This is a genomic window from Pseudanabaena sp. CCNP1317, assembly GCF_034931345.1.
Classification (GTDB): Bacteria; Cyanobacteriota; Cyanobacteriia; order Pseudanabaenales; family Pseudanabaenaceae; genus Pseudanabaena; species Pseudanabaena galeata.
Map to the genome: position 1 here is coordinate 1 of NZ_JAYGIF010000108.1, position 14,100 is coordinate 14,100.

Annotated in this window: 13 protein-coding genes and 1 tRNA gene; 5 read left to right on the forward strand and 9 right to left on the reverse strand. The window is 42.2% G+C overall.

The genetic code is table 11. The features are described 5' to 3' along the window. Nucleotides 1-377: 377 nt before the first annotated feature. The 3 genes from VB775_RS19780 to VB775_RS19790 form a co-directional block, all read right to left on the reverse strand. Nucleotides 378-1,241, reverse strand: coding sequence for a Uma2 family endonuclease (locus VB775_RS19780; protein ID WP_281007967.1), 864 nt, complete (start codon nucleotides 1,239-1,241; stop codon nucleotides 378-380). A gap of 372 nt (nucleotides 1,242-1,613) precedes the next feature. Then, nucleotides 1,614-1,685 (reverse strand) — tRNA-Thr (locus tag VB775_RS19785). Nucleotides 1,686-2,016: 331 nt separating this feature from the next. Continuing rightward, complete coding sequence (locus tag VB775_RS19790) at nucleotides 2,017-2,391, reverse strand: phasin family protein (RefSeq protein ID WP_281007966.1); 375 nt, start codon at nucleotides 2,389-2,391, stop codon at nucleotides 2,017-2,019. Between the two features lie 283 nt (nucleotides 2,392-2,674). On the opposite strand from VB775_RS19790, the gene menE reads away from it, so the two are divergent. Continuing rightward, the gene (gene menE / locus VB775_RS19795) at nucleotides 2,675-4,201 is read left to right on the forward strand and encodes an o-succinylbenzoate--CoA ligase (RefSeq protein WP_281007965.1); all 1,527 of its coding nucleotides are present in this window, start codon (nucleotides 2,675-2,677) and stop codon (nucleotides 4,199-4,201) included. 570 nt (nucleotides 4,202-4,771) lie between these two features. On the opposite strand, the gene cbiE is transcribed toward menE, so the two are convergent. The 3 genes from cbiE to VB775_RS19810 all read right to left on the reverse strand — a co-directional run bounded on the left by cbiE (nucleotide 4,772) and on the right by VB775_RS19810 (nucleotide 8,809). Beyond that, the gene (gene cbiE, locus VB775_RS19800; RefSeq protein ID WP_281007964.1) at nucleotides 4,772-5,989 is read right to left on the reverse strand and encodes a precorrin-6y C5,15-methyltransferase (decarboxylating) subunit CbiE; all 1,218 of its coding nucleotides are present in this window, start codon (nucleotides 5,987-5,989) and stop codon (nucleotides 4,772-4,774) included. Between the two features lie 426 nt (nucleotides 5,990-6,415). Continuing rightward, entirely contained in the window at nucleotides 6,416-7,195 is a 780-nt protein-coding gene (locus VB775_RS19805) for a potassium channel family protein (protein WP_281007963.1), read from the reverse strand. Between the two features lie 279 nt (nucleotides 7,196-7,474). Next, on the reverse strand, nucleotides 7,475-8,809 hold the full coding sequence (locus VB775_RS19810) for a TrkH family potassium uptake protein (RefSeq protein WP_281007962.1): 1,335 nt from the start codon (nucleotides 8,807-8,809) through the stop codon (nucleotides 7,475-7,477). Nucleotides 8,810-9,315: 506 nt separating this feature from the next. Between VB775_RS19810 and VB775_RS19815 the strand changes: the two genes are divergently transcribed. From VB775_RS19815 to VB775_RS19825, 3 genes are all read left to right on the forward strand, one after another. Next, on the forward strand, nucleotides 9,316-9,699 hold the full coding sequence (locus tag VB775_RS19815) for a hypothetical protein (RefSeq protein WP_281007961.1): 384 nt from the start codon (nucleotides 9,316-9,318) through the stop codon (nucleotides 9,697-9,699). Between the two features lie 214 nt (nucleotides 9,700-9,913). Beyond that, nucleotides 9,914-10,363 carry an NAD(P)H-quinone oxidoreductase subunit N gene (locus VB775_RS19820; RefSeq protein ID WP_281007960.1) on the forward strand — a complete coding sequence of 150 codons (450 nt, stop codon included), beginning with the start codon at nucleotides 9,914-9,916 and terminating at the stop codon, nucleotides 10,361-10,363. 76 nt (nucleotides 10,364-10,439) lie between these two features. Further along, complete coding sequence (locus VB775_RS19825) at nucleotides 10,440-11,174, forward strand: ComF family protein (RefSeq protein ID WP_281007959.1); 735 nt, start codon at nucleotides 10,440-10,442, stop codon at nucleotides 11,172-11,174. A 45-nt stretch (nucleotides 11,175-11,219) separates the two neighbouring features. On the opposite strand, the gene VB775_RS19830 is transcribed toward VB775_RS19825, so the two are convergent. Further along, complete coding sequence (locus VB775_RS19830; protein ID WP_094529010.1) at nucleotides 11,220-11,543, reverse strand: DUF1825 family protein; 324 nt, start codon at nucleotides 11,541-11,543, stop codon at nucleotides 11,220-11,222. Nucleotides 11,544-11,746: 203 nt separating this feature from the next. Beyond that, nucleotides 11,747-12,001: a hypothetical protein gene (locus VB775_RS19835; protein WP_281007958.1), complete on the reverse strand. Its 255-nt coding sequence runs from the start codon at nucleotides 11,999-12,001 to the stop codon at nucleotides 11,747-11,749. Between the two features lie 317 nt (nucleotides 12,002-12,318). On the opposite strand from VB775_RS19835, the gene moeB reads away from it, so the two are divergent. Next, nucleotides 12,319-13,491 (forward strand): molybdopterin-synthase adenylyltransferase MoeB, encoded by a 1,173-nt coding sequence (gene moeB, locus VB775_RS19840; protein ID WP_281007957.1) that lies wholly within the window; start codon nucleotides 12,319-12,321, stop codon nucleotides 13,489-13,491. 387 nt (nucleotides 13,492-13,878) lie between these two features. Here moeB and VB775_RS19845 read toward each other — a convergent pair whose 3' ends face one another. Next, entirely contained in the window at nucleotides 13,879-14,016 is a 138-nt protein-coding gene (locus VB775_RS19845) for a hypothetical protein (RefSeq protein WP_281007956.1), read from the reverse strand. Nucleotides 14,017-14,100: the final 84 nt, after the last annotated feature.

Below are 14,100 nucleotides of genomic sequence, written 5' to 3' on the forward strand. Positions count from 1 at the left end.
TCACAGAAGATTCGCGTGATATCCAAGTGCGATACGATACTGTTCATATTGCTGAGGCTTTTAGTTTGTCAAACCTAGTCTCAGCTTTTCTTTTGCTTTTGTCTACTCCGTCGAACTGACGTTAATTATAGTGAGCTACTTAAACCAAAAACAGACCCTTATCTGCTAAAAAAAATCTGGTTGTGCTGTTAGTGATTTCGCTATAGCAATCAAAGGTTTACTTGAGACATAAAACCCAAAATATAAGTAGCGGCGCAAAGGTGATTTCGCTATAGCAATCAAAGGTTTACTTGAGACATAAAACCCAAAATATAAGTAGCGGCGCAAAGCGCCGCTACTTATATTTTGGGTTTTGTTTGTTCTATCTAACTGGAGAATTATTTAAGAGTGTCAGGATCGACTCCAATCGATCTTAAATAATTTGCTAGTTTTTCTTTTTGTTGACGTTCTTGATCGGCGATCGCCTCGGCTTGTTGTTGGGCTAAAGCTGCTTGCTCAGCGATCGCCTTTTGCTGATCGGCGATCGCTTCAGCATTTAATCGCGCCTGTTTTTCCGCGATCGCCCTTTCATCGCCTGTTAGTAATAAATTGCCAGACTCATCCCACCAGCGCAACCAAGATACACCATTCTCTAAGATCATCCCCAGTTCTACACCCATTGGCAAAATAGAGTAATGCCCGCGTTGATTAGGTTGCATCTTGGCATAGCGACCATTAATCAATTGATATGCCTCAATATTGTCTCTAAATCCGTCAAAAATCACATAAAAGGGAATCCGAATTGCTTGTTCGTAAACCCAGAATTTACCTGCTTTTTCAGTTTCACTGGGCGGTGTTGTATCTCTTTCTTCGGCTCCATTTCCAGACACAAATTCAATGGCAATCAATGGCGCGACATACTCTTTCCATAAAACATAAGAACGGCGATATTCACCATCCAACATCGGCAGCACATTCGGCACATAAAACCAGTCAGGGGCTTCGGCTCCCTTTTCAGGTGGTTCCATGAGCCGCCAATAAATGCCGCTATCTTGACCGATGCAATAGCGTCCATCGGGATGCAATTTTTCGAGAATTGGAGTGATCGAGCTAGTTAAAACAATACTTTGTGGGTGTTCCTGAAAGTTTTTCACAAAGGTTCCGTCTGAGTCTGGTAGTTGCTTATGATCGGGGAGGGTAAGGGTTGCAGGGGGGACTGTTGGGGAATCAGTGGCTTTAATCGGTGCTTCTATGATTTGCATAGTAACTCCCTAGAGATATGCTGGGTTGATTTTAGCATGAGGTGCTATGGGTAATAGGCGATCGCACACCTAGCAACCTGTTAAAATCGATATGGAATTGAAAGCAGCCTCATCCATCAGTCGGGAAAAACTGTTGGGATTTAATCACTTTACGCAAACTGCTAGTTATACCAATTCACAAAAGTGTTGCAATACTTTTGTGAATTAAAAACTAAACCCAGTAAGGTTTTTAAAAACAAAAAATGGCTACACGCCATTTTTTGTTTTGGTATTAGCCTACTTATTGACCTTAGATTATGTGAGATTATTAATTTTTCACGACTCAAAAAGCCTTGCAAAGCAAGGCTTTTTGAGTCGTGAAAAACAAAAATAAGCCGATGATGAGATTTGAACTCACGGCCTGCTGATTACGAATCAGCTGCACTACCCCTGTGCTACATCGGCGAGTTATTAAAAAAGCAAGTTAAACACAGGTTTTTTGCGAAACTTATTATACCATCATCACACACTTTGCTGAGCCTAAAAATTTGCTACACATAGTAGTAGCAATTCTCATTATAAGACTGATTTTAATGTTTCCAGCGCCAAAGGCACTGGAAACATTAAAATCAGTCCTTTGAAAAACCGCCAACGACGGACTTTTAAAAATTTTTCTGGTTTTTACAGCAATTGCTGATCAAACGAGCCACAAGAAAAAAATTGAAAGCGTTGCAAGACAACGCTTTCAATTTTTTTCTTGGTTTGGGTTTGAGCGCAAAGCGCTGTACTACAGATGCTATTTCTGCAATCGTTTTAGTTCATCCTGTAAAGCTTGAACTTTGCTCTTAAGAGAATCCACATCGTTGACAGGTTGGCTAGAATTAACTTCTTCCTCATCATCAATGGAAATTGTGCGGGGGGTATCTTTGCCACTAGGATTTGGTGAGTTTTGTGATTCGCTGATCGGCTTTTGAGAATTACGCACCAGATCATCTACAAATTTTCTTGCTTCTTCGGTAGTCATTTCACCGCGTTCAACTAGCTCATCGGCTAACTTGCTAGCCTGTGTGCGGAGTTCCCCCAGAGTTTCTCCTGCTTTCTCACCTGCGACAGTCGCCAAGCCTAGACCTAGATAAAATGCTTTTTGGACGATGCCACCAAATGGATTCATTGCCATTACTCCATAAAATTTTATAGTGTAGAAGTTTTAATTTTACCGTAAGCAGAATTAAAACTCAAAACCTTTACTGTGCTTGTTTTGTTGTTTTGCGAACGAGTATGTACGCATTTGCAAAACGCTATAGTTATACCAATTCATAAAAGAGTCTTCACGCTTTTATGAATTGAGAACCAAAACCAGTAAGGGTTTTAAAAACACAAAATGGCTAAACCATTTTGGTATGAGTATGCACTTGGTAAAGTGCTGCCTATGCTAACTATCATATCGCGATATTATGAAATTCCCCAATTGGCTATCACAACGCTCAGTGCAGAAAAAAAGTGAGATCGCCTTAATTTTTAAATCTACGATCAGCCAAAAATCAGAGTATTGGACTTACTCTCAACTAGAAGAGGATGTTAATTACTGGGTAGATTACTTGCAAACCTTGGGGATAAAAGCAGGCGATCGCGTTGGTTTGTTACTAACTAATCAACCTAGATATATCATGCTTGTTCATGCCTTAGTTAGGTGTGAAGCCATAGCTGTTTTTCTGAATATTCGCCTCACTACTGAGGAAATACGCTGGCAAATAGAAAATAGTCAGACCAAATATTTAGTTTGCGATGAATTTACTCAACTGACTGCTAATCATTTAGGAAGTCAACTCAAGGAGTTAGTAGTTGAGAATTGCCCTCACCCCCCAGCCCCCTCTCCCAGAGGGAGAGGGGGAAGAGACATGTTCCCCTCTCCCTCTGGGAGAGGGGTTAGGGGTGAGGGCTTAATTAATCTAGAAAAAATACAAGGTATCTTCTATACATCTGGAACAACGGGCAAGCCTAAGGGAGTGACCTTAACTTATAGCAATCACTTCCATAGCGCGATCGCCTCAGCTTTGCAGTTAGGTATTAATCCAGATGATAACTGGTTGCTGTGTATGCCTCTATTTCATGTAGGAGGTTTGGCGATCGCTTGGCGCAGTGTAATTAATGGAACGACGATTACGCTGTTGCCCAAATTTGAAGAGCAGGAAGTACTGGAGGCGATCGCTTTTGAGAAGGTGACAATCATTTCCCTTGTGCCAACGATGCTAACTCGTTTACTGCAACATCCCAACTGGCAAAATTTGCAGAAATTACGAGCAATCCTATTGGGGGGCGCACCTACGAGTTCAGAACTGATTGATCGCTGCTTGCAATCGAATTTGCCGATAATGCCGACCTATGGCATGACGGAGACAGCTTCCCAGATTACGACACTATTACCCCATGAAGTTGCTATAAAGCGAGGCTCATCGGGGTTACCACTTTTCGGAAATCGTCTGCGAATTGTGGATGAACATCAACAGGATCTTGAGGTTGGGGTGATCGGTCAAATTCTAGTTCAAGGATTAAGCGTGATGGGTGGCTATCTCCATCATGCTGATGATAAGGCAATTCGAGATGGTTGGTTTTATACAGGAGATTTGGGCTATCTCGATCGCGATGGATATCTGTATGTCGTCAGTCGTCGTTCTGATTTGATTATTAGTGGTGGTGAAAATGTTTATCCAACTGAAATTGAGTCGATTTTATTAGCACACCCTGCAATCGCCGAGGTCTGTGTGGTGGGCTTAGGCGATCGCGAATGGGGGGAAATAGTTGTGGCGGTAATTGTTACTGAATCTCAATTATCACTGGCAGAAATTAGAAGCTTTTGTGAGCAGAGGTCTCTAGCTAGATATAAGTTACCCAAATCAATCTACATTTGGGAATCTTTGCCAAAAGCAGCCTCTGGCAAGTTATTGCGCCAAGAAATTCGCGATCGCATAGCAAAATCATAACTGTTGTGCGATCCATTTGGTGTAACCTTCAAATGCGCCTTCCAAATCTCTAAAACCTTCTCTAATAAGTAGCTCACCATCATTAAAACCTAATACCAGAAGTTGCCCCGCCTGCATAGCGAGTGGGGTAGCTTCTGGTATTAGGTTTGAGCGCAAAGCGCTTTAGAAACCATTTAAGAATTGTCTAGATCCCCACCAGCCCCCCTTTTTAAGGGGGATTGAGGGGGATCTTTTAGAGCTTTTAACCGCAGAAAGTAATTCTTAAATGGGTTCTTAAACTAACGTCAGTTCGACGAAAGCGAAAAATGGTAAGAATCGCTAAGCGATTCTTACCATTTTTCGCCATTTGCGGCGTGCGAAGCACGCCGCAAATGGCTATATCGAACTCACGTTAAACTAAAAACCTACTTTGCTATACCAAACCCTATACTTTTTGATGGTATAGCAACGCAAAAGATAAATAGGACAAATCAAAACCAAAAAGACGAGTGGCGGCGCTTCGCGCCGCCACTCGTCTTTTTGGTTTTATGTCCTAAGCAAAACTTACATTGCTATATATAGAAAGCTTGGTCAGGGCTTAGTTATTAGCCATTGGATCACAGGTCTCATCGGCTTCCAACCTAGAAAAGAACCGATCGCTTCAGCACGACTGATCGAAATCTGGGTAAGTGTGCCACCATATTTTTGCTGCCACTGGAATAATTTCTGCTCACCCTCAAGGGTGACTACATTTGCTACCAAACGCCCCTGCGATCGCAGATTTTCCCAGCAAGTCTCAAACAATTCGGGAACAGTCGCACCACCACCGATAAAAATAGCGTCAGGAGTTGGTAAACCTTGTAAAACTTCAGGAGCTTTGCCCTTAATAATTTTGAGATTTGGCGTGCCGAGGGCAATCGCATTTTCAGCGATGAAATGGGTACGAGATTTTTCGATAGCGATCGCTTGACAACGAGGATGGCTTCGCATCCATTCAATCCCGATAGAACCGCACCCAGCACCGACATCCCAGAGTAATTCGCCAGCATTAGGCGCAAGCGTAGATAGGGTGATTGCTCTAACTTCCTGCTTAGTTAACTGTCCATCATGGTAAAAAGCATCATCGGAAAGCCCTACCATTCGCGATAGAATTTTTGCATTAGGACTAGGAATACATTCCACGGCGATCGCATTAAGATCGGCTAATTCAGGCAAGTTCTCAAATTGACTAGCGACTGTAGAAATAATGCGTTCTTTACTTCCGTTGAGATGTTCTAAGATCGTAATTTTGCTATTGCTGAAATGGCGATCGCAGAGTGTTTTTACTACAGTTTGAGGAGTTTCTTTATCTGAACTAAGGATTAGAAGTTTTGCATTTGGATAAATATAGGCTTGCAAAAGTGAGGCGCGACGACCGCACAGGCTCAGAGTTTCAACTTCATTTAGCGACCATCCTAATCGCGCACATATGAAACTAAAGGTGGAAGGGGAGGGAATAATTACAATTTCCTCAATGGGAATTCTTTTTAACAAAGTAGTGCCAATGCCAAACCAAAGGGGATCGCCACTGGCTAGGACACATACAGATTTACCGCGCAAATTAATAATTTGCTCAATGGTAGACTCAATGGGCGAAGACCAAACTATACGCGATCTCTGATCCTCTAGTAATTCAGGCAACATTGCTAAATGGCGATCGCCACCTACTAAAATCTCAGCAGCATCAATTAGCGATCGTGTCACGGAGCTTAGTCCTAATACACCATCTTCACCAATACCAATAACCGTAATCCATCTCTTGTAAGTCATGTGAATTATATTTCATTAAAGTCAGTTCGACGACAGCGAAAAATGGTAAGAATCGCTAAGCGATTCTTACCATTTTTCGCCATTTGCGGCGTGCGAAGCACGCCGCAAATGGCTATATCGAACTCACGTTTCATTAGGGTTAGGCAGAGCTAAATAGGTGGGGAAAAGAGCAATTTGAATGATGTTACGTGGAAAGCTGAAATTGGGGGTTGGAGACCAAGCCCCTACTTTTACATATATGTAGGGATTTGATCTCCAAAATCTCTTTTAAGATGTCATGGAAACATGATGACGATCTTTTCTACGTAATACCAAATCACAAAATAGCTACATCATTTTGTGATTCTATTTTTATTCTAAAGTCTTTACTGGGTCTAGCTTTTAATCCATAAAAGTGTTGCCACACTTTTACGGATTGGTATAACATCAGTATTTGAGTTTGACTTCTGATGATTGATGAAATGGTAATTGCGTGGTTACGGAAGTTCCATCGGTATTAAACAAGTCACAGGAAATGGGAAGGCGGCTAATGTTTTTGTTACTACCAATCACCACGATCGCCGATCCTTTGAAGAGCTTTTGGTTGGGATCGGGGTTAATTTCAAACTTTTGGTCATGACTAACCGCGATCACATTTACGCCATAGTGTCCACGTAGCTTGAGTTCGAGAATCGTTTTACCGTCAAATTCTTCAGGAACCATCACTTCGACAATACTATTATCTGGATCGAGTTCAAAGCGTTCTAGAATTCCTCGCTGCGTGAGCGATCGCGCCAAAGCCCTTCCCATTTCCGCTTCAGGATACACAACAAGATCGGCTCCCACTTTTTTGAGCAATGTACCATGAATTTCTGATGAAGCCTTGGCAATTACATGTTTTACCCCTGCTTCTTTGACATTGAGGGTAGTAATAATACTCTCTTCTAGAAAATTACCGATCGCTACAATTACCGTATCAATTTCAAGAATGCCCGATTCTTTGAGAGCAAGTGGATTAGTAGAATCTAACTGAATACAATGGGCTGCTAGGTTATTGGCTCGAACGTTACAAACACTCTCTTCATCTTTATCAGCAGCTAATACTTCATGCCCCAATCGATCAAGAGTAGAACATACCGATCTTCCAAATCGACCTAAGCCAATCACAGCAAATTGCTTATTCTCGTGGCGCAGACTGCGAAAAAAACTCAAAGAAGATATATCCACAAAATTTTCCTGTATTCTGCATTGTGATTTAAGTTTGGATTTTGTTAATAGCATTGCTACGCAATGCTATTAACAAAATCCAATTTTACATATTACTCAAGGGATTGCTTAGAGATTGTTTGAGAAGTCAATATAAAATTTTTGAGCTAGAGCCAATGTTTACGCCCCCTAAATCCCCAAATTCTGGGGAGCTTTAATCTGGTCTCCTCCAGAATTTGGGGGGCTAGGTGGGCTAAAGCAAAACTTCTCAAACGCGCTCTTAGCTAAGCTTTTTGCAAGTCAACCTACTAACATTGACTCTTGAGGATATTTGATCAGACTCGGACGAGTATCCGTAAAGATCGCCGCCATTAGCAACAATACGCCAACTCTCCCAATATACATGGTTGCAATTATTATCAGTTGCCCAGACCAAGACAAAGAGGATGTAATCCCTGTTGATAAGCCCACTGTCGCAAAAGCTGAAGTTGATTCAAACAGGATATTAATAAAGCTAATATTGCGATCGGTCAGCGATAGCAACCCTGTTGAACAGATCACGGTAAATAATGAACCTACAGCTACGCCCACAGCCTTTAAAATTAGACCATTAGGAACTTGGAGCTTGTACATCGTTACCTCGTCTCGCCCCTGCAAAGCCGCTCTTGTGCAGCTAGCTAAAATTCTTGCCGTCGTGGTTTTAATGCCGCCACCCGTACCACCGGGGCTTGCCCCAATAAACATCAGGGCGATCGTGATAAATAGCCCAGTGACTGTCATTTTGCCATTATCAATCGTATTAAACCCAGCCGTGCGCGTAGTTACCGACTGAAACCAAGCACCAATAATCTGATCAAATAATGGCAATTTACCTAAGGTTTCACTATTACTAAACTCCGTTAACCAGAAAAATAAAGTTCCAAACAACATCAAGGCGATCGTAGTAGTAGTAACTACACAAAAAGTTAGGCTAAAGGAGATATATTCGCGATCGCGTGAAAATTTGGGTCTTAACCATAGATATCCTTCTAAAATTACTTGATAGCCAATGCCACCAAAAATAATCAGCAGCCCGATAATAATGTTGACACTAGGGATGTTTACATAGCCCATGAGGCTATCGGAAAAGAGGCTAAATCCTGCATTGTTAAAAGCACTAACGCTATGAAAAAGCGCTTGCCAAACGCTCTCCTGAAAACTCATGCGCTGATTAAAAATGGGGATTAAGGCGATCGCACCCGTTAGTTCTAGGAGGAAGGTAACGGCAATAATTGACTTAACAAGTTGCCTTGCCCCACGAATTCCCTTTGTATCCAAAGACTGTTGTAAGGTAATTTTATCGCGCAAACTAAATTTGCGTCCGATTAGGATTAACAGAATTGAAGTAGCTGTCATATAGCCCAAGCCACCAATCTGAAATAACAGCATTAGGAATATCTGTCCCCATAGTGAATAAAATTTACCCACATCGACCACTGATAAACCTGTGACACAGACCGCCGAAGTGGATGTAAACAGGGAGGTTATGGGATTAGACCAAGTACCACTGCTAGAGGATATGGGCAACATCAATAAAAATGCCCCGAAAATGATTACAGCGACGAAGCCAAGACAAATTGTTCTAGCAGGGTTCACGTTGATTCCGCAAATAGATCCAGAATTTACAAAATTAATTCTATAGCGTTCAGACCTATGGCAATGCAAGTTTTCACAACCCAACTAAGAATGGCGACTCTAAGAGCCGCCATTCTTAGTTAACGTCAGTTCGACGAAAGCGAAAAATGGTAAGAATCGCTAAGCGATTCTTACCATTTTTCGCCATTTGCAGCGTGCAAAGCACGCCGCAAATGGCTATATCGAACTCACGCTTAGTTATAGCAATGTAAGAGATAGCTCGGACAAAAATCAAAACCCAAAAGATGAGTGGCGGCGCGAAGCGCCGCCACTCATCTTTTGGGTTTAATTTCCTAAGCAAAACTTACATTGCTATAGGTTGTGATTTTAGGGTTGTAAAAGCACAAAAGTGTACCCACACTTTTGTGAATTGGTATTAACCATACTCAGTAACCGAAGGGCAAGATCAGATAAGAGTGTTACGATCGCTACATGCAAATAAAGGGTAAATACAGGGACTGAAACTCATGAAATACTACACATTTGGCAATAATTTTCCCAATGGCGGTGGTGGAGGCGATCGCTGGTCAGGTGTGCGCTTTTGGCTGACAACTATGCTTGTTTTTTGGGCATTTAGTGCGATCGGGCTAGGCTGGTTGGTTAACTCCTTCTTCATCTTGATTGGTCTAGTTACAGTTGTCCCTATAGTTGCCTTTTTTGGTTTGCAATGGTGGATTAAGCGCAGCATCATTACCGCAGATTGTCCTGTATGTGCTGCAACTTTTAATGCATCGAAGTCCAGTCAGTTTCAATGCCCTAGCTGCGGCGAGCCCTTGCAAGAACAGCAAAATAAATTTGTGCGGCTTACCCCACCTGGCACGATTGATATTGATGTCCAAGTCATTGACTAATCAGTGTTTTACACTGAACAAATTTTTAAAAAGCAAAAGGATGCGCGAAGCGCATCCTTTTGCTTTCTATAGCGCTCGTTGTGAGAGTGCTATAGGTATGGATTAAAAACCAAACCCAGTAAGGGTTTTAAAAACACAAAATGGTGTAGTCATTTTGTGTTTTGGTATAAAATACTGTTAGCTGTATATTTAGCATTTAGCCTAGGATGTCACCATGCCCTTGATTGCAACCGATAAAATTGTAAAAGACCTAGAGAAAGCAGGTGCTTTAGCAATGCGCGTTCCTCCAGAAGGTGGTTATGAAGGTCGCTACCAACTGCGCTTGAAGAATGCAGGTTATGAAATTCTCTTTATTACGGCGCGTGGTTTAGGCGATATAAGTAGTTATCTGACGGATGTTCATGGTGTGCGTCCTTCTCACCTTGGCAAAACTGAAATACGCACATATTTCATCCCTCCTGCAATCCAATTTCGCCTCAATGCTTTACCCGCAAAATCTAAGGGGCTAGTTGTGTGGCTGATCGAAGGTAAGTATCTCTCCAAGGAAGAGCTAGAGACCCTCAGCCAGATTCCCGATCGCGATCCGCGTGTAAAAATCGTGATTGAAACCGCAAGCGATCGCCAAGTCACTTGGCAACCGCTTAAGCAAGCAGTTGCTGCCTAGCTTTTTAGTCAAAAAAACAATAGAGAGTTGCGGCGCTTTACGCCGCAACTCTCTATTAAGCGATTATCCAAAAATCATGAACTGGTTCACATCAATTAGCAAAGGTTTAAGGATTGATCGCTTAGCAAATGTCGTTACAGATTCCCTTTGGCAAGCCAATTGTCCATTATGCAAACGTCCCGCCGATCGCATTTTATGTAAAGACTGCGATCGGCAAATTACTGCTTATCAATCACCAGACTTCTTTCAAAAAGATCATCCTATCGCTCCAGAGATTCCACTTTATAGCTGGGGAATTTATGACGGCACATTGAAGCGGGGCATCGCTGCTAGCAAATATGAAAATCATCCTGAAATTATGGAACTGATCGCCGAAAAGATCGCCGAAAGATGGAAGCGATCTCCAGATGCTAGGAAATTTTCCCAAAACTTTAAAAACCTTGCAGTGATTCCGATTCCCCTGCATGACAACAAATTAAAATCGCGAGGATTTAACCAAGCTGAAATTCTTGCCCGTCGTTTTTGTGATCTGACTGCAATGCCATGCGCTCCCCAACTGTTGCAACGGGTCAAGGATACTAAGGCGCAGATGCAAACCAAGACTATCCAAGAGCGTGAGCAAAATTTATCTAAAGCCTTTACAGTTCCCTCAGCCCAAGTTTCTAAGCAGACAAACTCGCGATCGGTCATCCTATTTGATGATATTTACACCACTGGCGCAACTATCCGCGAAGCGATCGCCACCCTTGCCATCAGTAAAATGACAGTGCGCGGTGTAATAGTAATTGCACGCCCACAATTTAAAAGCTAAAAGCTAAAAGCTAAGCGCTAAAAGCTAAAAGCTAAGCGCTAAAAGCTAATTATGAAGTTCCAGTTCAGATTTCATCTTCTCAAGAGTGATGTTCATCTGATCAAACATCTGCTGAGGCGTAATCCCAAAATTACCTAACTGGTTTTCCAATTGCTTGAGGGTCATCTGCGCCATAAAGTCATCGGACAATTCAAACCTCTTCATGAAAATTTTATAGCGATCCATCATCTCTTCCATTTTTTCAATAAAGAGAATTTTGCCTTCGCGATCAAACTTGCCATAACTACCACCAAGCTGAGTTAAGGCTTGATAGTCTTGAAAGAGATTGCGGGCTTCATGTTGAACAATTTCAGAATCAAAAAATGCCATTTTAATGCTCTGCTTTATTTACATCTATTCTAATTTTACAAGCTAGGTCAACTTTACAGAAATTAACCAAAGTGGGGATATCACTATAAAAAGCCGAAAGAGTACGACAGTGCAAAGCAACGTCATACTCTTTCGGCTTTTTTGTTATGGTCAGCACCTGCGGCGCTGGGCATAAAGTTGTTGTTTTGCAAGAACTTTATGGCTCAAGTCATAATTGGCACTGCTCGCTCGCGTTTTCGCGGCAAAAATCTAACTGAAACTCGCTTTAAGTCAAATTTGTCTTCTAGCTCGTGAACATAGTCTACGGCTTCGCCCTCATGTTCGCGATTGTCAAGGGTTTCTAATAGGGTAAGAATTTCGTTGTCTAGTCCGGGTTTACCGATGAATAAGTGCATCAGAGTTTCGCAATTATCATCATCAGGGTAAATCGGAATGTAGTAAATGTAAGGGGTATCCATAAGCTCCATAATAATGCGTGGATTCAGTCACACTTTAATTTTTTGCAATCTAAACTTTTGTAAATCTTAGATCGTAGTTATGGCGGTTAAACCAACTGCAACAAAGATACAACATTGCATTAAGTAGCTGGGCATAATTAAAAACCAGAGTCAAAAACTATGGCACACGCGCAACGTGCGCCGTAGTTTTTGGGTTTTTATATTTAATTGCGCCTAGCTACTTAAAGCGTAAACTAGGAAACTACAATAGAAATACAAAAACACGCCAAATCAGCGTAGGCGATCGCTTACGCATTCAAAGTGCGATTTATTTAATCATGCTCAACCCAGACCCAAATTCGATTCAACTCACCCAAGATGACTATGAGCGCTACTCACGCCACCTGATCTTGCCTGAGGTTGGCGTAGAAGGACAAAAGCGCCTCAAGGCTGCCAGCGTACTGTGTATCGGTACGGGTGGCTTGGGTGCGCCCTTGTTGTTATACCTTGCTGCCGCAGGGATCGGACGTATTGGCATCGTGGACTTCGATGTGGTGGATACCTCCAATCTTCAGCGTCAAGTCATTCATGGCACTAGCTGGGTCGGTAAACCCAAGATCGAATCGGCAAAAGCGAGGATCTTGGAAATTAACCCCCATTGTCAAATTGATTTGTACAATACGCAGCTATCTTCAGCTAATGCATTGGAGATCATGGCTCCCTATGACATTGTTGTGGATGGTACGGATAACTTTCCGACGCGCTATCTCGTCAATGATGCCTGTGTATTGCTAAATAAGCCTAATGTCTACGGCTCAATTTTCCGCTTTGAAGGACAGGCTACTGTCTTCAATTATGAAGGTGGTCCCAACTATCGCGATCTCTATCCAGAACCACCTCCTCCCGGATTGGTTCCCTCCTGCGCTGAAGGTGGCGTTTTAGGGATTCTCCCTGGAATCATTGGGGTGATCCAAGCTACTGAAACTGTCAAGATCATTCTAAGACAAGGAAATACTCTGAGTGGGCGTTTGTTGCTTTACGATGCCTTAAAGATGACTTTCCGCGAACTCAAGCTGCGTCCTAACCCAGTCCGTCCTGTAATCGAAGAATTGATTGATTACCAGATGTTCTGTGGTATTCCTCAACAAAAAGAGACTGAAATGGAATCACAAAAAGCGATCGCTGAAATTACAGTTAAAGAACTCAAGGACATCATTGATGCTGGTGCATCAGATTATGTGATTATTGATGTCCGTAACCCTAATGAATGGGAAATTGGCAGAATTCCGAACACTGTATTAGTACCTTTGCCAGAAATCGAAAATGGTAATGGTGTAGAGAAGGTTAAGGCTCTGCTAAATGGTCATAAGCTGATTGCCCATTGCAAGATGGGTGGGCGATCGATGAAGGCTCTTGGCATTCTCAAGCAGGCTGGCATTGATGGTATCAATGTGCAGGGTGGTATTAATGCATGGAGTGAGCAGATCGATCCTTCCATTCCGAAATACTAACTGTCTAGGTAGATATAGCGCTCCTAAATGAGTTGTAAGATCTGGCTATGAGATTGCGCCCCAAAGGGACTCAATCTCATAGCCTATTGAGGATTGCTATAGGTGCAAGTAACTCATGTTACGTAGAAGTTTTTTTTATTGGGAGAAGAGAAAGGCTTATTGGGGCTTGGAGACCAAGCCCCTACCTTTCAAATATGTAGGGATTTGGTCTCCAAATCCTCTTTGACCCTACCTTTCAAATATGTAGGGATTTGGTCTCCAAATCCTCTTTTAGGGTGATGTTGTCAGGTTTAGGGCAAAGCATTACCGAATTAAAATGGTCTAAAAATTTCTAAATTGTTGCGGTAATGCTTTGCCCCTTCAGGATTTTGTCCATTCGCCAATTTATCAATATAGATATTTCTGGTAAAGGTGAGTCAGCCAACCTTTCGGCTTCCCTACTAAAATAGCTGACTCGGTTTGATATTTGGATGCTTCCGCACCACAGGCATAGATCTGGACTTCCATAACGTACACTTGATGCATTCCCACGTATAGCTAAATGTGGGTAAGTAAAAGGAAACTATAGCAATACAAGAGATGGCAGGACTAATCAAAACCCAAAAGATG

Excerpts from the sequence above, each read along its gene's own strand:
- moeB (WP_281007957.1), top strand. The coding sequence starts at position 12,319 with ATGCTCAACCCAGACCCAAATTCGATTCAACTCACCCAAGATGACTAT.
- VB775_RS19845 (WP_281007956.1), bottom strand. The coding sequence starts at position 14,016 with ATGCATCAAGTGTACGTTATGGAAGTCCAGATCTATGCCTGTGGTGCG.
- cbiE (WP_281007964.1), bottom strand. The coding sequence starts at position 5,989 with ATGACTTACAAGAGATGGATTACGGTTATTGGTATTGGTGAAGATGGT.
- VB775_RS19825 (WP_281007959.1), top strand. The coding sequence starts at position 10,440 with ATGAACTGGTTCACATCAATTAGCAAAGGTTTAAGGATTGATCGCTTA.
- menE (WP_281007965.1), top strand. The coding sequence starts at position 2,675 with ATGAAATTCCCCAATTGGCTATCACAACGCTCAGTGCAGAAAAAAAGT.
- VB775_RS19815 (WP_281007961.1), top strand. The coding sequence starts at position 9,316 with ATGAAATACTACACATTTGGCAATAATTTTCCCAATGGCGGTGGTGGA.
- VB775_RS19830 (WP_094529010.1), bottom strand. The coding sequence starts at position 11,543 with ATGGCATTTTTTGATTCTGAAATTGTTCAACATGAAGCCCGCAATCTC.
- VB775_RS19835 (WP_281007958.1), bottom strand. The coding sequence starts at position 12,001 with ATGGATACCCCTTACATTTACTACATTCCGATTTACCCTGATGATGAT.
- VB775_RS19790 (WP_281007966.1), bottom strand. The coding sequence starts at position 2,391 with ATGAATCCATTTGGTGGCATCGTCCAAAAAGCATTTTATCTAGGTCTA.
- VB775_RS19820 (WP_281007960.1), top strand. The coding sequence starts at position 9,914 with ATGCCCTTGATTGCAACCGATAAAATTGTAAAAGACCTAGAGAAAGCA.
- VB775_RS19780 (WP_281007967.1), bottom strand. The coding sequence starts at position 1,241 with ATGCAAATCATAGAAGCACCGATTAAAGCCACTGATTCCCCAACAGTC.